This is a genomic window from Bradyrhizobium sp. WSM3983 (assembly GCF_000473045.1).
Taxonomy (GTDB): Bacteria; Pseudomonadota; Alphaproteobacteria; order Rhizobiales; family Xanthobacteraceae; genus Bradyrhizobium.
Genome location: NZ_AXAY01000016.1, coordinates 135248 through 156730, shown reverse-complemented (window position 1 = coordinate 156730; position 21483 = coordinate 135248). Strand labels below are relative to the sequence as shown.

Annotated in this window: 20 protein-coding genes; 7 read left to right on the top strand and 13 right to left on the bottom strand. The window is 63.6% G+C overall.

The features are described 5' to 3' along the window. Nucleotides 1-3: 3 nt before the first annotated feature. The 9 genes from YUA_RS0123310 to YUA_RS0123270 form a co-directional block, all read right to left on the bottom strand. Nucleotides 4-1095 (bottom strand): chemotaxis response regulator protein-glutamate methylesterase, encoded by a 1092-nt coding sequence (locus YUA_RS0123310; RefSeq protein ID WP_027532874.1) that lies wholly within the window; start codon nucleotides 1093-1095, stop codon nucleotides 4-6. Between the two features lie 17 nt (nucleotides 1096-1112). Then, complete coding sequence (locus tag YUA_RS0123305) at nucleotides 1113-1967, bottom strand: protein-glutamate O-methyltransferase CheR (RefSeq protein WP_027532873.1); 855 nt, start codon at nucleotides 1965-1967, stop codon at nucleotides 1113-1115. 132 nt (nucleotides 1968-2099) lie between these two features. After that, nucleotides 2100-3905, bottom strand: a complete 1806-nt coding sequence (locus YUA_RS0123300; protein ID WP_027532872.1) for a methyl-accepting chemotaxis protein — start codon at nucleotides 3903-3905, stop codon at nucleotides 2100-2102. Nucleotides 3906-3963: 58 nt separating this feature from the next. After that, nucleotides 3964-4434 carry a chemotaxis protein CheW gene (locus YUA_RS0123295; protein WP_027532871.1) on the bottom strand — a complete coding sequence of 157 codons (471 nt, stop codon included), beginning with the start codon at nucleotides 4432-4434 and terminating at the stop codon, nucleotides 3964-3966. 31 nt (nucleotides 4435-4465) lie between these two features. Beyond that, on the bottom strand, nucleotides 4466-6163 hold the full coding sequence (locus tag YUA_RS0123290; RefSeq protein ID WP_027532870.1) for a methyl-accepting chemotaxis protein: 1698 nt from the start codon (nucleotides 6161-6163) through the stop codon (nucleotides 4466-4468). A gap of 37 nt (nucleotides 6164-6200) precedes the next feature. Beyond that, nucleotides 6201-6662 carry a chemotaxis protein CheW gene (locus YUA_RS0123285; RefSeq protein ID WP_198029492.1) on the bottom strand — a complete coding sequence of 154 codons (462 nt, stop codon included), beginning with the start codon at nucleotides 6660-6662 and terminating at the stop codon, nucleotides 6201-6203. Then, nucleotides 6662-8749, bottom strand: coding sequence for a chemotaxis protein CheA (locus tag YUA_RS0123280; RefSeq protein ID WP_027532868.1), 2088 nt, complete (start codon nucleotides 8747-8749; stop codon nucleotides 6662-6664). The genes YUA_RS0123285 and YUA_RS0123280 overlap by 1 nt, the downstream gene beginning before the upstream one ends. After that, nucleotides 8746-9111, bottom strand: a complete 366-nt coding sequence (locus YUA_RS0123275; RefSeq protein WP_027532867.1) for a response regulator — start codon at nucleotides 9109-9111, stop codon at nucleotides 8746-8748. Before YUA_RS0123275 ends, YUA_RS0123280 begins: the two co-directional genes overlap by 4 nt. Then, a complete protein-coding gene (locus YUA_RS0123270) occupies nucleotides 9111-9434 on the bottom strand; it encodes an STAS domain-containing protein (RefSeq protein ID WP_027532866.1) in 324 nt (107 codons plus the stop codon). Before YUA_RS0123270 ends, YUA_RS0123275 begins: the two co-directional genes overlap by 1 nt. A gap of 286 nt (nucleotides 9435-9720) precedes the next feature. On the opposite strand from YUA_RS0123270, the gene YUA_RS0123265 reads away from it, so the two are divergent. From YUA_RS0123265 to YUA_RS0123255, 3 genes are all read left to right on the top strand, one after another. Continuing rightward, nucleotides 9721-10860 carry an HD domain-containing phosphohydrolase gene (locus YUA_RS0123265; protein ID WP_027532865.1) on the top strand — a complete coding sequence of 380 codons (1140 nt, stop codon included), beginning with the start codon at nucleotides 9721-9723 and terminating at the stop codon, nucleotides 10858-10860. A gap of 183 nt (nucleotides 10861-11043) precedes the next feature. Then, nucleotides 11044-11712, top strand: coding sequence for a hypothetical protein (locus tag YUA_RS0123260; protein ID WP_027532864.1), 669 nt, complete (start codon nucleotides 11044-11046; stop codon nucleotides 11710-11712). A gap of 19 nt (nucleotides 11713-11731) precedes the next feature. Next, on the top strand, nucleotides 11732-13882 hold the full coding sequence (locus YUA_RS0123255) for an adenylate/guanylate cyclase domain-containing protein (protein WP_027532863.1): 2151 nt from the start codon (nucleotides 11732-11734) through the stop codon (nucleotides 13880-13882). Between the two features lie 6 nt (nucleotides 13883-13888). Here YUA_RS0123255 and pobA read toward each other — a convergent pair whose 3' ends face one another. After that, nucleotides 13889-15061 carry a 4-hydroxybenzoate 3-monooxygenase gene (gene pobA / locus YUA_RS0123250; protein WP_027532862.1) on the bottom strand — a complete coding sequence of 391 codons (1173 nt, stop codon included), beginning with the start codon at nucleotides 15059-15061 and terminating at the stop codon, nucleotides 13889-13891. A 50-nt stretch (nucleotides 15062-15111) separates the two neighbouring features. Between pobA and YUA_RS0123245 the strand changes: the two genes are divergently transcribed. Next, nucleotides 15112-16017: a helix-turn-helix domain-containing protein gene (locus YUA_RS0123245; RefSeq protein ID WP_027532861.1), complete on the top strand. Its 906-nt coding sequence runs from the start codon at nucleotides 15112-15114 to the stop codon at nucleotides 16015-16017. A 20-nt stretch (nucleotides 16018-16037) separates the two neighbouring features. Here the strand turns inward: YUA_RS0123245 and YUA_RS0123240 are convergent, their stop codons facing one another. Then, nucleotides 16038-16427: an SPW repeat protein gene (locus YUA_RS0123240; RefSeq protein WP_035971681.1), complete on the bottom strand. Its 390-nt coding sequence runs from the start codon at nucleotides 16425-16427 to the stop codon at nucleotides 16038-16040. Nucleotides 16428-16900: 473 nt separating this feature from the next. Here YUA_RS0123240 and YUA_RS0123235 point away from each other — a divergent pair, with 473 nt between their 5' ends. Beyond that, entirely contained in the window at nucleotides 16901-17512 is a 612-nt protein-coding gene (locus YUA_RS0123235; protein ID WP_027532859.1) for an NYN domain-containing protein, read from the top strand. Nucleotides 17513-17535: 23 nt separating this feature from the next. Here YUA_RS0123235 and pcaG read toward each other — a convergent pair whose 3' ends face one another. Continuing rightward, complete coding sequence (gene pcaG / locus YUA_RS0123230) at nucleotides 17536-18162, bottom strand: protocatechuate 3,4-dioxygenase subunit alpha (RefSeq protein WP_027532858.1); 627 nt, start codon at nucleotides 18160-18162, stop codon at nucleotides 17536-17538. A gap of 4 nt (nucleotides 18163-18166) precedes the next feature. Further along, nucleotides 18167-18949 (bottom strand): protocatechuate 3,4-dioxygenase subunit beta, encoded by a 783-nt coding sequence (pcaH, locus tag YUA_RS0123225; RefSeq protein WP_027532857.1) that lies wholly within the window; start codon nucleotides 18947-18949, stop codon nucleotides 18167-18169. A 106-nt stretch (nucleotides 18950-19055) separates the two neighbouring features. On the opposite strand from pcaH, the gene YUA_RS0123220 reads away from it, so the two are divergent. After that, the gene (locus YUA_RS0123220; RefSeq protein ID WP_027532856.1) at nucleotides 19056-19976 is read left to right on the top strand and encodes a LysR family transcriptional regulator; all 921 of its coding nucleotides are present in this window, start codon (nucleotides 19056-19058) and stop codon (nucleotides 19974-19976) included. 79 nt (nucleotides 19977-20055) lie between these two features. Continuing rightward, nucleotides 20056-21360 carry a nicotinate phosphoribosyltransferase gene (gene pncB / locus YUA_RS0123215; protein WP_027532855.1) on the top strand — a complete coding sequence of 435 codons (1305 nt, stop codon included), beginning with the start codon at nucleotides 20056-20058 and terminating at the stop codon, nucleotides 21358-21360. Nucleotides 21361-21483: the final 123 nt, after the last annotated feature.

The window sequence follows — 21483 nt, the reverse complement described above, 5'->3', positions numbered from 1 at the left end:
CGATCAACCCGCCGCCGCCGTGTGTCCGGCCTGATACCAATGCATGATCTCCCGCGGGATGTGGTTCAGCGAGACCACTTTCTCGACCCCGCCATGGGCGATGGCTTCCTTGGGCATGCCGAACACCACGGAGCTCTCTTCGTCCTGCGCGCGGGTCGATGCGCCAAGCTTGCGCATCTCCAGCATGCCGCGCGCGCCGTCATCCCCCATGCCGGTCATGATGACGCCGAGCGCATTGGCGCCGGCATGCTGGGCCGCGGAACGAAACAGCACGTCGACCGAGGGGCGATGCCGCGACACCGGCGGCCCGTCCTTGATCGCGACCTGATAGCGCAGACCGATGCGCTGGAGCAGCATGTGGCGGGCGCCGGGCGCGATATAGGCCCAGCCCGGCAGCACCGGCTCGCCGTCCTCCGCCTCCTTGACGCGGATCTGGCAGACGCCGTCGAGCCGCTTGGCGAAGGCGGCCGTGAAACCCGCCGGCATATGCTGGACGATCAGGATGGGAGGGCAGGTTGCCGGCAGCATCTCGAGCACGTCGTTGAGCGCTTCCGTTCCCCCCGTCGATGCACCGATGCACACGATGCGCTCGGTCGTCGGCCGAACCTTGCCCTGCACCGGCGGCGGGATGATGGCGTCGGCTGTGAGCTTCTTCTCGATCACCCGCCGTTCCGTGCGTGGCCGGACGCGCGCGCGCGCCGCCGACTTCACGGACTCACGCAGCCGCGTGGAGCACTCCAGCAACGCCTGCCTGGTATCGATCTTCGGCTTGGGCACGATGTCGACCGCGCCGGCCTCGAACGCCTCGAACATCACATTCGAGCCTTCCTCGGTCAACGACGAGCAGATGATCACGGGGATCGGACGTTGCGCCATGATCTTGCGCAGAAACGTCATGCCGTCCATGCGCGGCATCTCGAGGTCGAGGATCATGACATCAGGGATTTCGTCCTGGAGACGCCGCGCCGCGACGAACGGATCGGACGCCGTCGCCATCACCTCGATATCGGGATCGTCGTTGAGGATCGTCTGAAGAATTTGGCGCACCGACGCCGAATCGTCCACGATCAGTACGCGAACTTTCTCCCTCGGCATGTTGAATGCGCCCCCGATCAGACCTGGAAAATGGTCGGCTGAACTTGCTTCAGGCCCGGAACAGAACTGTGGATCATCGACTCGGAATGTCCGACCAGCAGATACCCTCCCGGCCGCAGATGACTGCAAAGCTTCTCCACGACCTTGCGCTGCGTCGGCTTGTCGAAATAGATCAGCACGTTGCGGCAGAAAATCATATCGACGTCCCGGTCGACGGGATAGGACGGATCCATCAGGTTCATCCGCATGAAATGCGTCATGCGTCGCAATTCCGGCACCACGCGCACCTCACCGCGCAACTTGTCGCGCGAAGACAGGAAATATCTCTTCAGGAACGGCTCCGGCACCGGCGCCAGCACGTCGCGGGTGTAGATCGCGATCTTGGCGAGGCGCAACACGGCAGTCGAGATGTCGGTTCCAAGGATACGATACTGAAACCGCGATCCGCTCCGCGTCATGTCGTCCAGCACCATCGCGGTGGTGTAGGCTTCCATGCCGGTGGAGCTCGCCGAGCTCCAGAATTTCAGATTGGCGTTCCTGCGGCCGTGCGACTTGAGAAGCGCCGGGATGGCAATGTCCCGCATGAAGGTGAAATGCTGCGGCTCGCGGAAGAAGTCGGTCTTGTTGGTCGTCACCACGTCGATGAGATGGGTGAGCTCGGTATTGAAATGATCGGCCTCGAACAGGTTGTCGACATATTCGTTCAGGTCGGAGAAGTTCAGGGCGCGCACACGCTTGTGCAGGCGTCCCTCCAGCATCAGCCGCTTGCCTTGCGGCAGCTTGATGCCGACCTGGCCTTCGATCAGTTCGGCAATGGTCCGGAAATGACGATCCGACAGATGCACGGCCGTATTCAGCGCGGCCGGCATCATGGCCGCCTGCCCCGGCCCTGAAGGCCCGCATGCAATGAATGTCGGGCCAACCGGGCCATTTTGAATCCTGCGCCTTTACACAACAGCAGGAGGACAGGCCCGCCCCGGGGCGCGAACCTATCCCCGGAAATCTCAGCGCTGAAAATCGGCGTCCCGATCATCCTCACCGTCGTTCATGTCGAAAGCAAAGCCGCCACCGCCCGCGGCCTTCATGGCGCGCGCCGGCTTGGCCTGCGGCTTCTTGGCGGGACGCTCGGCCGCCGCCATGGTCGCAGCCTTGGTACGGAGCTGACTGACGGCCCGGTCGATCGGTGCCGGGGCATGGCTCTTGCCGCCGTGCTCGATGCGGAAATAGGCGATCGTCGACTGAAGCTGCTCGGCCTGCGAGGCGAGTTCTTCCGAGGTCGAGGACACCTGCTCCGAGGCGCTGGCGTTCTGCTGGCCGACCTTGTCGAGCTGCTGGATCGCCTGGTTGATCTGGGCCGAGCCGACGTCCTGCTCGCGGCAGGCGGCGGTGATCTCCTCAACGAGCTCTGCCGTCTTCTTGATGTCCGGAACGAGCTTGGACAGCATGGAACCTGCTTCCTGCGCGACCTTGACGGTGTCGGCCGAGAGCGTGCCGATCTCGGCGGCGGCGGCCTGGCTGCGCTCGGCGAGCTTGCGCACTTCGGAGGCGACCACGGCAAAGCCCTTGCCGTGCTCGCCGGCGCGCGCGGCCTCGACCGCCGCGTTGAGCGCGAGGAGGTCGGTCTGACGCGCGATCTCCTGCACGATGGTGATCTTCTCGGCGATGGTCTGCATCGCGTTGACGGCGCGGCCGACCGCAGCACCGCTGGCTTCGGCGTCCTTGGCCGACTGCGCAGCGATCTTCTCGGTCTGGTTGGCGTTGTCGGCGTTCTGCTTCACGTTCGAGGCCATCTCTTCCATCGAGGACGACGCTTCCTCGGCGGACGAGGCCTGCTCGGTCGCGCCCTGCGAGAGCTGCTCGGCGCTCGCCGAGAGCTCCTGGCTGCCGGCGGAGACGTTCTGCGCCGCGGTCAGGGCTTCCGAGACGATCTGACGCAGCTTTTCCACCATGCGTTCGAGCGCGAGGCCGAGTGTATCCTTGTCCGACAGCGCCTTGGCTTCGACGGTCAGGTCGCCTTGCGCGATCTGGTTGGCAAGGGCCGCGGTGGCATTCAGGTTGACGGTCATCGCGTTCAACGACTTGATGAGATCGCCGATCTCGTCGTTGCTGGAGGACTCGATCTTCTGGCTGAGATCGCCGATCGCAACAGCGTCGGCAAGGCCGACGGCCTGCGCGAGTGCGCGGCTGATGTTGAGTGCGATCCAGGTGGCCGCGACGGCGGCGATCAGCAGTGAAGCAATCACCAGGCTCATCAGCAGCATTTCGGCACGGGCACCGTCCTGCTTCGACTGCTCGGCCTGCTCCGCCATGTTTTTCTTGACGTTCTTGATGTAGCCGTCAGCCGCCTCCAGCGCATCCGCGACGACCTTGCGGCCGTCATGCATGGAGCGGTCCAGCGCCTTCGGCTTATCGGTCTTCGCAAGCCTGACCGTCTCGTCCTGATAGGCGTTCAGCTTGGCGAATGCGACGGAGAAATTCTCCATCAGCTTCTTGCCGCTTTCGCTGGCTGCCGCAGCGATTTCGTCCTTGGATTTCGCGAGCGCTTCGCGATTCTTGGCGAGGTCGGCGACGAACTGGTCGTATTCGGCATCGCTTGCCGCGAGGATCGAGTTCTTCTCTGAGCGCACCAGGAACAACACGCCTTCCTTGAGCTCGGCAGCCTTTTCCATCCGGCCGGCCCGACCGACCAGTATCTCGGTGGTGCTGACCATATCCGACAGCTTCAAATAGCCGACGGCGCCAGCAATCATGGACAGCAGGATGACGACGCCGAAGGCGCTGGCAAGCTTGGCTTTGACGGTGAATCTCATGTCGGTCTCGTTGGTTCGAATTGGGGTGGTAGGCTTAACCACGCATACTTTCGCAAACTCAGGCGGCGCGAGGCGCCTCGCCCGGTAACTCATCGTTCGCCATCAGCTTGGCGAGGTCGAAGATGACGACGAACTTTTCGCCCTTGCGGCCGATGCCGGCGGCATAGTCGGACTGCCACTTACCGCCCACCTCGGGGATCGGCTCGATCGCCTGCTCGTCGATGTCGGTGACCTCGAACACGCAGTCGGCGACGAAGCCGACGCCGACCAGGCGCTCTTTCATCGGCACATCGAGGATGATGATGCGGGTCGCCTCGGTGGCTGTCACGGCCGGGAGGCCGAGCTTGGTCCGGAGATCCACGATCGGGTAGCCGGCGCCGCGCACGTCGATCATACCGAGCAGGAAATTCGGCGCATGTGGCAGGCGCGAAATCGGCCGGATGTCGAGAATTTCGCGCACGTTGCGAATGCTGATGCCGAACGTCTCGCCGGCGAGCCCGAGCGTCAGATATTGCGAGGTTGCGGCCATTGCTCAGTCCAGGGTCAGATGGTTCTTGTTGTCAGCGCTGAAACTCGGCGTCGCGGTCGTCTTCGCCGTCATGCATGTCGAAGGCGAAGCCGCCGCCATTGGCGACCTTCATTGCGCCCGCCGGCTTGCGAGCGGGTACGGGCTTCTTCGCGCCACGATCCGCGGCCTGCATCTGCCCCGCCTTGCTGCGGAGCTGGGTGACGGCGCGGTCGATCGGCATGGACACGGCGCTCTCGCCGCGCCCGCCCTGCTCGATGCGGAAGAACGAGATGGTCGACTGCAGCTGCTCGGCCTGCGAGGCGAGCTCTTCCGAGGTCGAGGACACCTGCTCGGAGGCGCTGGCGTTCTGCTGGCCGACCTTGTCGAGCTGCTGGATCGCCTGGTTGATCTGCGAAGAGCCGACATCCTGCTCGCGGCAGGCGGCGGTGATTTCCTGCACCAGCTCGGCGGTCTTCTTGATGTCGGGCACGAGCTTCGACAGCATGTCGCCGGCTTCCTGCGCGACCTTCACGGTCTCGCTCGACAGTGTGCCGATGTCGGCTGCGGCAGCCTGGCTGCGCTCGGCGAGCTTGCGGACCTCGGAGGCAACCACGGCAAAGCCCTTGCCGTGCTCGCCGGCGCGGGCGGCTTCGACCGCGGCGTTCAGCGCGAGCAGGTCGGTCTGGCGCGCGATCTCCTGCACGATGGTGATCTTCTCGGCGATGGTCTGCATCGCCTGGACGGCACGGCCGACTGCGACACCGCTGGCTTCCGCGTCCTTGGCCGACTGCGCCGCGATCTTCTCGGTCTGGTTGGCGTTGTCGGCGTTCTGCTTCACATTCGAGGCCATCTCTTCCATCGAGGACGACGCTTCCTCGGCGGACGAGGCCTGCTCGGTCGCGCCCTGCGAGAGCTGCTCGGCGCTGGCCGAGAGCTCCTGGCTGCCGGCGGAGACGTTCTGGGCGGCGGTGAGCGCTTCGGCGACGATCTGCCGGAGCTTCTCGACCATCACGTTCAGCGATTTGATGAGATCGCCGACCTCGTCATTGCTGGCAGAGGGAATGGTCTGGTTGAGATCGCCAGCGGCGACTGCGCCCGCGAGACCGACCGCACGCCCCAGCGAACGGCTGATGCTGATCGAAATCCAGAGCGCCGCGGCAACAGCCACGGCAAGCGAGACCCCGATCACGCTCATCAGCATGAATTGCGCCTGTTGGCCTTCCGCCTTGGACTGGACCGCCTGCTCCGCCATCTGCCGCTTCGTGTTGATGACATAGGCGCCCATCGCTTCCATCGCGTCGGCGACGACCTTGCGGCCGTCACCCATCGAGCGCTCTGTCGCCTTGGCCTTGTCGATCTTGCCCAGCCTGATCGTCTCTTCCTGGTAGGCATTCATCTTGGCGTAGGCCACAACGAAGCTGTCGAGGAGCTTCTTGCCGCCTTCGCTCGCCAGCGCATAAACCTCGTCCTTGGTCTTTGTCGCATTTTCGCGAAGCTTGACTGCATCGGCGGCGAACTGTTCGGCCTGGGCTTCCGTGCCGAGAATGGAGTTTTTCTCCGCACGAAGCTGGAGCAGAATGTCTTTCTCGATCTGCGTCGCCTTCTCCATACGCGTGGCGCGCAGGACCATGCTGTCGGCGGTCGCCATCATGTCGCCGAGCTTCATGTAGGCCACGCCTCCTGCCACCATGGACAGGACAATGATGGCGCCAAAAGCGCTGGCAAGCTTTGCCTTGACCGTAAATCTCATCTTAAGCCCCTACCCGATCTCGCCCCGAGACCTCGTTTCAATTCAGAATGCGTTCCATGTTAGGAACGATGACGAACTCTTCACGCCATTTCGCGATGAAGCGAATGAACTCCGGCTTCCAGTGCATGCCGACGCGCGGCGTCTGCTGCACGTCGGTTTGCGAGATTTCCGTGACCTCGTAGACCTTGTCGGCGGTAACCCCGACCAGCACAGGCTCGTTGTCGAGCTCGATCTCGATGACGACGATGCGCGTGTCGGCTGAATCTTCGGGCTGCGGCATACCGAAACGAATGCGCAGATCCGCGAGCGGAATGACATTGCCGCGCACGTTGATCACGCTCGGAACAAAAGCTCGCGCGCCGGCCACCTTGGTCACGGGTACGGGATCGATGATCTCGCGCACGAGGCCGGCATCGAGCGCGAATTTCTCCTCGCCGAGACCGATCATGACGACCTGCATCGCGTCGGCCTGGTGTTCGGCTGCCAAACCGTCGGTCATCACGCCGCCTCGCTGATATGCTGTTTCTCGATTTTCGACTGCGCCATCGTGACGAGCTGGGCGACGTCGAGGATCAGCGCCGCCGTGCCGTCACCCAGGATGGTCGCGCCGGAGAAGATCGTGACGTCCGAATGCAGCTTGGAGAGCGACTTGATCACGGTCTGGTGGTTTCCGATGATCTGGTCGGCGACGAGGCCGACGTGAGTCTCGCCGGTCGAAATGATGATCGTCTTCTGGTGCCGATCGGGCGTCCCCGACGACGACATGATCTCGCGCAGCCGGAGGAAGGGCACGAGGTTGCCGCGCACGTTGAGGAAGTTGCGGCCGCGGGAGCGTTCGTCCTCGGCGGTCAGCTCGATGCATTCCTCCACCGCCGACAGCGGGATGATGTAGCGGCCTTCGCCGACGCGGATCAGAAGGCCTTCAATGATCGCGAGCGTCAGCGGCAGACGCAGCGTCACCGTGGTGCCCTGGCCCGGCCTGGTCGACAGGTCGATTGACCCGCGCATATTCTCGATGGTGCGCTTGACCACGTCCATGCCAACACCGCGGCCGGACAGCGCAGAAATGGTCTGCGCGGTCGAGAAGCCCGGGTGGAACAGGAACTGATGGATCTCGTGATCGGAGAGCACGGCACCGGCCGCGATCAGGCCCTGCTCCTCGGCCTTGGCACGGATACGCGCAGTGTTGAGGCCGCCGCCATTGTCCTTCACGGTGACAAGCACTTGCGCGCCGGAATGAACTGCGGCGAGCTCGATGCGGCCCTGCTCGGTCTTGCCGCTGGCGGAGCGGGTCGCGGTGTCCTCGATGCCGTGGTCGATGGCGTTGCGGATCAGATGCACCAGCGGATCGGCCAGGCACTCGATCATGGTCTTGTCGAGCTCGGTATCCTCGCCCGTGGTGACGAACTCGACAGGCTTCGACAGGTCGCGCGACAGGTCGTGGATCAGCCGGCGGAAGCGTCCGAACAGCGAGCCGATCGGCACCATGCGCGCGCCCATCGTGGTATCGCGCAAGGAGGAAGCGAGACGCTCGATCTCCTCGGCGATCATCTTGATCGAGAGATCGGAACCGGAGGCGGCGAGCTGGGTCAGCCGCGCCTGGGCGATGACGAGCTCACCGACGCGGTCCATCAGCTCGTCGAGGCGCTCGGCCTGAACGCGAACCGTTGCGATGCCGCGATCATCGCGCTTGGCTTCGGCCTTCGGTTCCGGCTTGGCTTCCGGCTTGGCTTCCAACTTGGGCTCCGCCCTTGCGACGGGCTGCGCGGCGACCGGCGCGGCAACAGCCTCAACGACCGGTGCAGACATCTCGACCACCGGAGCCGGCTCCTCGTCGAGGAGCTGGAACAGCGGCATTGGTGCGGGCGCTTCGACTTGCTCCAGCGGCGAGAGCGTCAACTTCATCTCGTCCGAGACGAACATGAAGACATCGTCGATCGCGTCCTTGTCGCAGGCCGCGTGCAGCTTGACGTCCCACTTCAGATAGCAGTCTTCCGGCTCCATCTCGTCGAGGAACGGGATGCCGTCGGTGACAGGCACGACGAAGCAGGGACCGAGCTTGCAGAGATCTTCCAAGAGATCGAGCGGGTTCGAGCCGTTGCGAAGAATGTGGGATTCGAATTCCAGGTAAAGGTGCCAGCCGGCCTGCTTGCTCTCGACGGGGGCCAGCGGCGGCGCTTCGGCGATCTCGACGACCGGCGCGGCAGGCTGGTCCGACGACACGAAGCGCTTGAGGTCGTCGAGGATGGCTTCACCGATGATGTCGTCGGTCGACTGCGGATCCTCGATCAGCGTCCGGATATAGTCTTTGGCGGCGAGCGCGACCGAGATCAGCTCCTGGGTCGGCTTGATCTCGCCCTTGCGGACGCGGTCGAACGCAGTCTCGAATTCGTGGGTGAAGGAGGCGACCTTGTCGAAGCCGAACATCGCGCCTGAGCCCTTGATCGTATGCAGCGCGCGGAAGGCGGAATCGACCAGCTCGCGGTCGTCGGGACGCTGGCCGAGGTCGAGCAGGGCCCCTTCCAGGACCTCGAACAGCTCGCTGGCTTCCTGACGAAAGACCTCGGTCGGGTCCATCGCGCTCATGCGCGCACCAGTTTTGCGACCACGGCGAGCAGTTGCTCGGGCTTGAACGGTTTTGTGATCCAGCCGGTCGCGCCGGCGCTCTTGGCTTCCTGTTTCACCGCGTCATTGGATTCGGTGGTCAGGAACACGATGGGCATGCCGACCGCGGTCGGCAGCTTGCGCAGCGCCCTGATCAGCTCCAGCCCGTTCATGACAGGCATGTTAAGGTCGGTGATGACGAGGTCGAGCTTGCCGGCTTGCGCCTTGGCGAGGCCTTGCGCGCCGTCACCGGCCTCGATCACGCTGTGACCGGCTGGCTCGAGCACGACCTTGATCATCTGCCGGATGCTGGGGGAATCATCGACCGTGAGAATCGTGGCCATTAGACGCCATCTTTCTTTTGCGGGAAGTGCTGATCGATCATCGCCTCGCTGGCGAAACCGGCGCGGCGAAGGGTGTTGCGCAGAGACTGGGAGAAGGAAGTCAGGACCACCGGACGGCCTTGGGCATCGCCGGTCTTGGCGGCTGACAGCAGAAGCTGGATCGAGGTCACGTCGGCCTTGTCGACGCTGGAGCAATCGATCTCGAGCCGGTCCTGCCGGCCGAACGCTTCGCGGATAAGGTCGTAGACACTGCGGATCGCAGCGATGCTGCAATCTGCAGGCAGCCGTAGGGACCACTTCGGCTCAGTGACATCAGACGACATTCGTCCCCCAAATTTCCTGGGATTCACTGCACGCATCACGCGAATCCCGCACGACAACTATTCGCTTAGGAGAGTGAGCAAACCCCTAACGGAGTCCCCCGTACAACTACTGGTCACAACCCCTGGAACTTCGCGTATGCATGCAGGCGTGCATGGCCCGCTCAAATCTCATGCGCTACGCGCAACGTTGAGGCAGTCTGACGCGGCACATATATTTGCTTCGCGTTAAATCGCGCGGGCTATTCGTTGAGGTCACGCCTCGCCATCCGAACGAGTCCGGCCGCCGATGCTGACCCAAGCGCTTCTGGTTGATGACAGCCGCTCTGTCCTCAATTTCCTGAAACGTCATATCGAAGCGGAAGGCCTTGTCGAGGCCACCACCTTCCTCGATCCCGTCGAGGCGCTGGCCTGTGCGCGCGAGCGCGTGTTCGATCTCGTGCTGGTCGACTATGAAATGCCGCACATGGACGGCATCAGCTTCATCCGCGCGCTTCGTACGATGCCGGGATGCGCCGACATTCCGATCGCGATGATCACGTCGCGGCAGACTGACGACATCAAAATGGAAGCGCTGCAGGCAGGTGCAACCGATTTCCTGCCGAAGGCACCGCAGAGCGTCGAGATGACGGTGCGGCTTCGGAATTTAATTCAGCTTGGTGCAGCCGTACGCAAGCTCAACGATCGCGCCGCACATTTGGCGAGCGAAGTCGCTGCCGCGACGCACAAGCTGGGCGAGCGCGAGGAGGAGATCATCCTGCGGCTCGCGCTCGCGGTCGAATACCGCGATAACGATACCGGCGAGCACACGTTGCGGGTCGCCCGCTACAGCCGGATCATCGCCGAGCAACTCGGCCTCCCCGCCCGGCTCTGCCGCGACATCTATCTCGCCGCGCCCCTGCACGACGTCGGCAAGGTCGCCATTCCCGACAACATCCTGCTCAAGCCGAGCAAGCTGACCGACGACGAGATGGCGGTGATCCGTACTCATGCGACGATCGGCGAGAAGATTTTGGCGGATTCCAGTTGCGAGCTGATCCAGCTCGGTGCGCAAATTGCCGCAGGCCATCACGAGCGCTGGGATGGCGCCGGCTATCCGAACGGCCTGAAGGCAGACGAGATCCCGGTCGCCGCGCGGGTGGTCGCAGTCGCCGACGTCTTCGACGCCCTGACGACGCGGCGCCCATATAAAGAGCCGATGCCGCTGGAATTGGCTCGTGACTACCTGGTCGAGAACCAGGGACGGCAGTTTGACCCGGCCTGCGTCGAGGCCTTTCTCTCGCGCTGGGATGAGGTCGTGGCGATCGCCCCCGGGCAGACTGCGACGCAGTTGCCGAAATCCGAGGCTGCCCTCGCACCCTTTACATTGGGAGCGACCGGAAGCCGTCCGGACCAGGATCGCGGCGGCGAATCCGCAACGGCGGTCTGACATTGCGTCTAACGTAATGGTTTGCCGCGCCGCCATTTTCTGCCATCACCGGTTTGAACCTGGTCCTGCTAGGGCGCACCAATACCAAGAGTGATTCTGATCACACTTGCCCGGGCCGTCCCCTGCTAGGCTCGCGCCGGCACGTGCATCAGTCGGGTATCGTTCGAACTGGATGAAAAAGTCATGAGAAGCCTGATCGGCGCCATCGCCGGCGTGTTTTGCCTCGCGGCTCCCGCCATTGCTGAGACGCCCGCCGCCATCGTCGAGGACGTGCAGGGCAAGGTCGACGGCATCGAGTTCATGGATTATGTGGCGCCCGGCAAGATCATCAAGCTCGGCCCCAAGGCCGGCATCACGCTCAGCTATCTGAAATCCTGCCTGCGCGAGACCATCACCGAAGGCGTCGTGCTGGTCGGTGCAGAACAAAGCACCGTGCAGCTCGGCAACGTCCAGCGCGTCAAGGTGCCTTGCGACGCCAACGCCGCGCAGCTCTCCGAGCGCGAGGCGAACCAGAGTGCGGCGACGACCTTCCGCACCATGCGATCCGATACCAACAGCGCGCCGGCCAAGCTGCCGACGATCTACGGTACCGCGCCGCTGATTCAGGCCAAGAGCGGTAGCACGCTGGTGATCGAACGCACCGACGGCAAGGAGCCCATGATCAGCCTGCCACTCAAGAGCGACATCCAGGTCGCCGGGAAATTCTATGACCTCTCGAAAGCCGGGAAGTCGCTGACGCCAGGCGGCAGCTATCTCGCGAAGCTTGGCACCAAGCGTTACACCTTCCTGGTCGACGCCAGCGCGACCTCGTCGCCGATGCCGATCGTCGGCCGTCTGCTGCGGCTCGAATAGACGGCCCGCGACAGCAACGATGCGGCGGATCGGCAGGCGGGACATCGTTGCGGCGATCCTGATTGCGCTCGTTACGGGCGCGGCTTTCACGTCTCCGCCGTTGCAGAACCTGCAAGGTCTCTCGCTCGACATCCTCACGGCCTTGCGCTGGAAGCTGATCGGCGACCGCCGCGATCCCGCGACATCGCCGGTCGCCGTCGTGGCGATTGACGGCGAGACCTACGACACGCCACCGTTCAAGGGATCGCCGACGCAGACCTGGACGCGCGAGATCGGCCGGGTGCTCGGCAGCATCACTGAGAGCGGCGCCAAGGTCATTGGATTCGACGTCATCTTCCCGAGCTCGATCGAGCAGTCGGAAATTCCCTTTGGCGACGCGTCGTTCGGCAGCCGTGTGAGGGGATTTGATCGGGACTATCTCATCGCCCTGCGGAAGCTCTCCGACAGCGGCAAGCTCGTGCTCGGCGAAATTCTCAGCAACGACCATCCGGACAGGCCGGATCGCGCGCAGCAACTAGCCGTGAAAAACAACATCCGCGCCCTCAACGTCCATACCGACGCCGACGACGTCATCCGGCGAATGCCGCTGAGCTTTTCCATCGCGGGTCAGCCGGTGCCCACAATGGCCGTCGAACTCGCCGCGCGCGCGCTTGGCGCAAGGCCCGAGACCGGGCCGACCGGCGTGACGAATTTGTCCGGCTACGCGATCCCGAGCACGGTGCCCAACACGCTCACGCTCAATTTCCGCGGCATGGGCCGCGACATCCCCGCCTATTCCTTCGCCGATTTGCGCGCCTGCGTCGAAAAAGGAGACACCGAGTTCTTCCGCCGCGCCTTCGACGGCAAGATCGTGCTCCTCGGCAGCATCCTGACCTCCGATGACCGCAAGCTCACCTCAATGCATCTGGGCCGCGGATATGACGGCACACCGGCGCCGCGATGCCTCCCGCCCGCGCCTGCGAGCACCGCGCAACAAGCCCGCAGCGCGGTCGCCGGCGTGTTCGTCCACGCCACGGCCGTGCGAAATCTGCTCGAGCATGATGCCATCACCGAGGTCGGCTTCCCGCTGCGGGCGATCCTGACAATTGTGTTCGCGGCGATCATTGCCGCTGCCGCCTGCCTGCTCGCTCCGACCGGCGCGGCGATCACCTGGCTTGGGCTCACCGTCGCCTACGCTGTTGTCGCCATCAGTACATTCGCGCATGCCATCGCGCTGCCCCTGACCGAGCCCGTGCTCGCCGGTCTCACGGCGCTCGCGCTGATGATCGGCTACCGCTTCGTGATCGCCGACCGTGAGGAGCGCTTCCTGCGCAAGAGCTTTGCGTTCTATCTCGCGCCCGACGTGATCGACGGCATGGTCGCCTCCGGCAAAATGCCGGTGCTCGGCGGCGAGATGCGTGACATCACCATGTTCTTTTCGGACCTCAGCGGCTTCTCCTCGATCGCCGAGAAGATGACGCCAGGCGATCTGGTCGCGTTGATGAACGACTACCTCTCCGCCATGACCGACATCATCGAAAGCCACGGCGGCTATGTCGACAAATATATCGGCGATTCCATCGTCGCGATGTTCGGCGCCCCGGCCGACGATCCCGATCATGCGCGCAACGCGGTCGCCGCCGCGCTGCAATGCCGCGACCGGCTCGAGGAGCTCAACGAAAGCCATCCCGCGTTCCGGGGCCGCGGCCTCGCCCACCGCATCGGGCTGAACAGCGGCGAAGCCGTGGTCGGCAATATCGGCTCGCGCCGGCGCTTCAACTACACCGTCATGAGCGATACCGTGAACCTCGCCTCGCGGCTCGAAGGGGCCAACAAATATTTTGGCACCGTGATCATGGCGTCCGAGATGACCGTGAACCAGAGCCGCAGCGCCTATACCTGGCGCGAGCTCGACATGGTCAGGGTGCAGGGACGCGACAAGCCGATCAGAGTGTACGAACCGCTCGCCGACATGAACAAGGAAACGCGGGAGAAAGGCATCCGCGCGGCGGCCTACGCCAAGGGACTTGCGTGCTGGCGCGCGCGCGACTTCGCCAAGGCGGCCGAGCTGTTCGAAAGCGCCGCCAGCGACGATCCGCCGTCCCGATATTTTGCCAAGCGTGCACGGATACTGGCGGCGAATCCACCGCCGGCGGACTGGACACCGGTGAATACGCTGGAAGGGAAGTAGCGGCTCCTAGAACGGCAGCCCCACATAATTCTCCGCGAGCAATCGCTGCGCCGTCTCGGACGACAGCAGATACTCCAGCTCCGTCTGCTGAAGCCGGTCTTCATACCCGGAACGATCGGGGAAACGGTGCAGCATCATCGTCATCCACCACGAGAAGCGTTGCGCCTTCCAGATCCGCGCCAATGCCTTGGCAGAATAGCCCTTCAGCCCGGAATCGTCGCCATCTTGATAATGCGCGAGCATGGCGTGGTAGAGATAGTAGATGTCGGAAGCCGCGCTGTTCAGCCCGCGCGCGCCGGTCGGCGGCACGATGTGGGCGGCATCGCCGGCGAGGAACAGGCGGCCATAGCTCATCGGTTCGGTGACGAAACTTCGCAAGGGCGCGATGCTCTTCTCGATCGAGGGGCCGGTGATCAAACGGCCGGCGACCTCATCGGGCAGGCGACGCTTCAGCTCCGCCCAGAACGCATCGTCCGGCCAGTCCTCGACCTTGTCAGTCAGCGGCACCTGGACGTAATAGCGGCTGAGCACCTGTGAGCGCAGCGAGCAGAGCGCAAAACCGCGCGCATGCTTCACGTAGATGAGCTCCTGCGACACCGGCTTGGTGCGCGACAACACGCCGAGCCAGCCGAACGGATAGACCTTTTCATATTCGCGCAACACGTCTTTCGGGATCGATTTGCGGCTGACGCCGTGAAAGCCGTCGGCGCCGACGATATAGTCGCAATCGACGCGGACAGTCTCGCCGTTCGATCGATACGTCACAAAGGGCCGATCCGAGGTCAGATCGTGCGGCGTCACGTCCTCGGCGTTGTGCACGACCTTGCCGCCGAGACGATCGCGTGCCTCATAGAGATCGCGCGTCAATTCGGTCTGGCCGTAGACCAGCACCGAATTGCCGCCGGAATGCTTGTGCAGATCGATATGGGAGAGCATGCCGTCATGGGCGATCTCGAAGCCGTTGTGGATCTCGCCTTCGCGGTCCATCCGCTCGCCGCATTGCGCCTCGCGCATCAGCCGGGCAAAGCCGTGCTCGAGCACGCCGGCGCGGATGCGTGCCAGGACGTGGTCGCGGCTGTATTTCTCCAGCACGATGGCGTCGATGCCCTTCAAATGCAGGAGTTGGGACAGCAGCAGCCCGGACGGCCCACCGCCGATGATGCAGACCTGAACTTTCATTTTTCTGTCCTCCCGTCGGCACTTTCTTGCAGATTCCGCAGTCCGGACCGATGGAGGGTTTCGCCATTGTCTTGTACTATTCGAACATGAGAACCGCAGCCCCTGCCCCGGCCATCCGGGTCTACAATCTGTTCGGCGAAGCCGGCGACCTGCCGGACGTCGTCCATTGCGAGACGATTGCGTCGCGCTCGGTGCTGCATGACTGGACTCTCGCCGTGCACCGCCATGCCCGGCTGCACCAGGTGCTGCTGATCGAGCGCGGCGGCGGTGAAGCGACGCTCGACGGACGCGTGGTGCCGCTCAAGCCGATGCAGATTATCAATGTGCCGGTCGGCCACGTCCACGGCTTCCGCTTCGTGCCGGGGACCCAGGGCTGGGTGCTGACCATCGCTGCGGAAATCATGGACGAGGCACTGCTCGCCGCCGAGGGCCTGCGCGGCGTGCTGTCACGATCCGACGTCGTTCGCGGCACGCCGCAGATCCGCGCAACGATGAAGCAGGTCTTTGCCGAGCACGCCGCGCGCGATTTCGGCCGCGCGCATGTGCTGCGTTCACTGTCGGCGGCCATGATCGGCCTCGTGGCGCGTGCGCTCACGGGCGAGAGTGGCACCAGCAGCAGCTCTGAATCAAATCTGTTCCGCCGCTTCGAGGCCCTGCTCGAACAACATCACCTGGAGCGCTGGACCGTTGCGGACTACGCGAACGCGCTGGCGATCACGCCGACCCACCTCAATCGCGTCACGCGCGCGGCGACCGGCGACACCGCCTCGCACCTGATCCTGAACCGGCTCGTCCGCGAGGCGCGCCGTAACCTCGTCTACACCAACCTGCCGGTCTCGACGATCGCCTATGCGCTCGGCTTCGAGGACCCCGCCTATTTCAGCCGGGTCTACGCCGCAGCCACGGGGCTGTCACCGCGCGCCTTTCGGGCGCAGCTCCATGGCGATGAAGGCTGACGTCTTGAACGATCCGCGCCTTACCGGTGCGCGCTCTCCCGCGCGGAGTCCGCCGGTGCTTCGTCAGGATGACGCTTCTCGTAGTGCAGGAAAAGATCAAGCAGCGCCAGGAGCACGATGACGACGCCGAAGCCGATGCTCAGATGCATCGCCCGCGTATGCGGAAATCCAAGCAGCCAGGGCGAAGCGATGAGCCAGACGCCCATCAGGACGTTGATCCATTCCTCCCAGTCCCGGTAGGCGATGATGGCCGCCAGCGAAAGCACGACGATGATCGCGCTCGTGACCCAGAGGTCGATCTTGCCCTGACTATTGGTCAGCTTGAAAAGCCATGGCGATATGAAGAGGACGGCCGCGAGAAACAGATTGTAGACGTCGGGGGCGGTTTCGCGCTCTTGCAGCCTGCTCATGACAAAACCTCCGAGAGGGACATGTCGAAGCAAAGGTTGGGAGAAGATTTGGTTCCCAACCGGCAGAGATCTTCTGCCTAGACTTTGGTCTCAGTCACGAACCGAAGCCACAACGCTGGGACATCTGCTTCACCGCCAGCCGCGTCTCGGACAGCATCCGCCGCGCACCGCGATTGCGTCCGTTGCCGCGCGACCACTTACCTTCGTATATGGAGTCCTATCCTTTGGATAGAGGCTCTTTACCTCGGTACAATTGAGTAGGGAATGTGCGCGCCTTAGCGTGGCTGCATTCGGCGCCTTGGCGCCGGTGGCATGGAACCTCCCTAAACCTTGGCGCAAGGCGGCCATCCCTGTCCGGTCGTCTGCGCCGTTTTTTTCGCAAGCCATCGGCGCCTTCAGAGTTTTTCGGGTCACGCACCGCGCTATTTCGGCTGGACCGTCCGGGTTTTCTGCGGAGCTGGGGATTGGGCGTAATGTCTTCAATTGAGAAGATCGCACTCTTTATCGATGGCGCCAGTCTCTATGCCACCTCCAAGGCGCTCGGCTTCGACATCGACTACAGGCTTCTGCTCAGCGAATTCCAGAGCCGAGGTAAGCTGTTGCGCGCCTTCTACTACACGACCGTCATCGAGGATCAGGAGTATTCGTCAATCCGTCCCTTGATCGATTGGCTCGACTATAACGGCTACACCGTCGTCACCAAGCTCACCAAGGAGTTCGTCGACGCCACAACCGGCCGCCGCAAGGTGAAGGGCAGCATGGATGTCGACCTCGCCGTAAGTGCGATGGACCTCGCCGAGCACGTCCATCAGATCGTGCTATTCTCGGGCGATGGAAATTTCCGTTCGCTGGTGGAAGCCCTGCAACGCCGCGGTGTCCGCGTGACGGTCGTCTCCACGCTCTCCACTCAGCCCCCCATGGTCGCCGACGAACTGCGCCGCCAGACGGACGTCTTCATTGATTTGGCCGAGCTGAAACCAAAAGTGGGTCGCGATCCGGCCGACCGGCCGGGATCGCGCGAGATGCGCCAGCCACCGCAATTCCTCCCGCGCGGAACGATCAAACGCGACGACTGGATAGAGTGATCCGCTGGACGGCCGCCGGATCTTCACACGTCGAAGAACACCGTCTCGTCCGGTCCCTGCAGATTGATCGCGAAGGAATATACGGCCTTGCCGGCACGCTCGCTGCGGGTGGCGATCAGCGTCTTGCGACGCACCGGAGGCTCGACGAGATTGAGCACCGGATCGGCGGCATTGGCGCCTTCTTCATCGGAGAAATACAGCCGCGTGTTGAGCCCGATATTGATGCCGCGCGCGACGATCCAGATGTTGACATGCGGCGCGCATTTGCGCCCTGTCCTATCGACGATCACACCCGGCTTGATGGTCTCAAAGGTGATGAGCCCACTCTCGAAATCCGAGCCGCCGCGGCCCCACCCACGGAAATCCTCGTCCAAAGCGCCGGCCGAGCGGTCGGCCGGATGATTGTAGCGGCCGGCCGCGTTGGCTTGCCAGATCTCGAGCAGCACGTCGCGCAACGGCGTGCCGCTGCCGTCGATCACCTTGCCTTCCAGCGTGATGCGTTCGCCTTGCGTATTCGGCGTCACCAGCATGTTGGAAAAGTTCTTCTCGAAAATGTCGAAGCCGGCCATGGCCGGGATCAGGCCGATATGGACGTAGGGCCCGGCGGTCTGCGAGGCGGTTTCCTTGAGATAGTTGAGCGGCTGCGGCATTGCCTCAGTTCCCTTCGGGACGATTTTCAAAATAGGTGGAGCGCTGGCCGCGCAGCACGATGTCGAAGCGGTAGGCGAGCGAGTCGAACGGCGTCGAGGCGTTGAGGTCGAGCGGCGCCACCAGGCGATCCAGCGCGTCCTTGTCCGGGATCGTCGTCAGGATCGGACAGACCGGGATCAGGGGATCGCCCTCGAAATACATCTGCGTGATCAGCCGCTGCGCGAGGCCCGAGCCGAACACCGAGAAGTGGATGTGGGCGGGACGCCAGCTGTTGACAAAGTTGCGCCAGGGATAAGGGCCCGGCTTCACGGTGCGGAAGTAGTAGTAGCCGGTATCGTCGGTCAGTGCGCGGCCGCAACCTCCGAAATTCGGATCTATTGGCGCGAGGTACGTGTCCTTCTTGTGCCGATAGCGGCCACCGGCATTGGCCTGCCAGAACTCGACCAGCGTATTCGGCACGCCGCGGCCGGTTTCGTCCAACACGCGGCCGTGAACGATGATGCGCTCGCCGACGGGATCGCCGTCCTTGGCGTAGTTGCGGATCAGATCGTTGTCGAGCGGGCCGAGATCGTTCTGACCGAACACCGGCCCTGTAATCTCCGAGACCGAACTCTCCAGCGACAGCAACGCCTGGCGCGGCGAACGCAGCACCGAGGATTTGTAGCCGGGCGCGTATGCCGGCGGATGGATGGTGCGGTCGCGCTGGAAGAAGCCGCCGTCACGCGGCGTGAATGGCTCGGGGCGGTTGAGGCGGGGATCCCCTAGGGCTGGCGCCTGGGCATTCATCGGCGTTGTCTCTCCCTCTGGCCGCGACCTGTCCGGGGCGGCGTGTGTTGGTGAGATCATGGGCCGGGCTATTCCACAGATAAATAGATCGATTATAATATATTGCATGAAAGAAATCGATCATTTGGCGCTCGACGGCCACGCCCTCGAACTGTTCCTCGCCGTGCTGGAGGAAGGTTCGGTGACGGCCGCCGCAACAAGGCTCGGCCTGACGCAGTCGGCCGTCAGTCACGCCCTGAACAAGCTGCGGCGGATCGCCGGCGATCCGCTGTTCGCCAAGTCGGGCCGCGGCATTGTCGCGACCGCGCATGCCCAGGCACTCGCCACGAAGGCGCGCGCGCTGATCGACGAGATGCGCAGCTTTGCCGGCGGCGTCACGTTCGAACCTGCGAGCGCGCAGCTTTCGCTGACAGTCGCCGCTAACGACTTTCAGCGCGACCTGCTGCTGCCGCGCTTCTTCGGACATGTCGCCGCGCAGGTGAAGAACCTGAACCTGCGCGTGATCCCATCGCAGTCGCCTTCGCCTGGGATGCTGCGCGAGAACCGTTGCGACCTCCTGATCACGCCGCTGCCGCCATCCGGCATCGACATCGTGCAGAAGCGATTGCTGAGCGACCACTACGTCTGTTACTACGATCCCAAGGCGCGCGCCGCTCCAGCCAGCCGCAGCACCTATCTCGCGGCGCGTCATATCACCGTGGTCTACACCGACAACGAACGGCTCGACTTCGACCGTCGGCTCGCAGCGAACGGATTCCACCGCGACATCGCCATTTCCGTGCCGAGCTTTTCTGGTGTGCCGTCGTTCCTGCGCGGGACGCAGATGCTGGCGAGCATGCCGAGCCTGCTTGCCGCCGGCGTGATGCGCGGCTTCGCGCATGCGCGGATTCCGCTGGCCTCACGCACGCGCACGCTGGCCGAGCTGCCGATGTTCATGGTCTGGCACCAGCGCTATCAGAAGGACCCGGCGCACCGCTGGATCAGGAGTCAGCTCGAGACCGTGGCCGCCACAGCCGCGGAAGCCTGAGATCAGGCCCCGTCTTTCGGAAGACCGCCCCTCGCCAAACCCACTGGTTGCGCGCGGGCGGCCACGCTAGAATTCGGCCATGACAGTGACCGATATTGCGAGCCGAACCTACAATCACAGCTGGCGGCTGGATCCCATCATCCGCAGCCTGCTCGACACCGACTTCTATAAGCTGTTGATGTTACAGATGATTCGGGAGTCGTACCTGGATCAGCAGGTAACGTTCTCGGTCATCAATCGCTCGCGCCATGTGCGGCTTGCCGAGATCATCGACGAGGGTGAGCTGCGCGCCCAGCTCGATCATGCCCGCACCATCCGCTTCAGCAAGAAGGAGCTGATCTGGCTCGCCGGTAACACCTTCTACGGCAAGACCCACATGTTCTCGGCGGACTTCATCCGCTGGCTCGCCGAATTCCGCCTTCCCGAATACGAGCTGCGCAAGGTCGAGGGCCAGTACGAGCTGCATTTCCACGGGCCCTGGACCCACACCACGATGTGGGAGATTCCGGCGCTCGCCATCCTCAACGAATTGCGCTCGCGGGCAGCGATGAAGGGCCGTGCCCGCTTCGAGCTCGACGTGCTCTATGCCCGCGCCAAGGCCAAGCTGTGGACCAAGGTCGAGCGGCTGCGCGAGCTCGACGGCCTGCGCCTGTCGGATTTCGGCACTCGCCGCCGGCACGGCTTCCTCTGGCAGCGCTGGTGCGTGGAAGCGGTGAAGGAAGGCCTGGGGCCTTCCTTCATCGGCACCTCCAATGTGCTGCTGGCGATGGACAACGATCTCGAAGCCATCGGCACCAATGCACACGAGCTGCCGATGGTCGCGGCCGCACTCGCCAAGGACGACGAGGAATTGCGCTGGGCGCCCTATCGCATTCTCGACCAGTGGCGCCAGACCTATGGCGGCAATCTGCTAATCGCGCTGCCGGACGCTTTCGGCACCAAGGCCTTCCTGCGCGATGCGCCTGAATGGGTGGCCGACTGGACCGGCTTCCGCCCCGACAGCGCGCCGCCGATCCAGGCCGGCGAGGAGATCGTCGCCTGGTGGGAGAAGAAGGGCCGCAATCCCAAAGACAAGCTGCTCGTGTTCTCCGACGCGATGGATGTCGGCTCGATCGAGGAGACCTATCGCCACTTCTCCGGCCGCGTGCGGCTCTCGTTCGGCTGGGGCACCAACCTCACCAACGACTTCGTCGGCTGCGCGCCGGACGGTTCGTTCAATCTCGATCCCATCTCGCTGGTCTGCAAGGTGACGTCGGTCGACGGACATCCGGCCGTCAAGCTCTCCGACAATCCGGAGAAGGCGACCGGCATGCCCTCGGAGATCGAGCGTTATCTGCGCGTGTTCGGCGATGCCGGCCGCGTGCGCAAGCCGGTGCTGGTCTAGTTCCGATCCAATTCCTCTCAATCGAGTAAATCGCAAAGACCGGATTCGCGGCATCGGCGCGCCGATGACGCGCTGGTTCCGGCTCTGTGGCATTTGCGGCGATCTGCGCGCATCCACTTCACA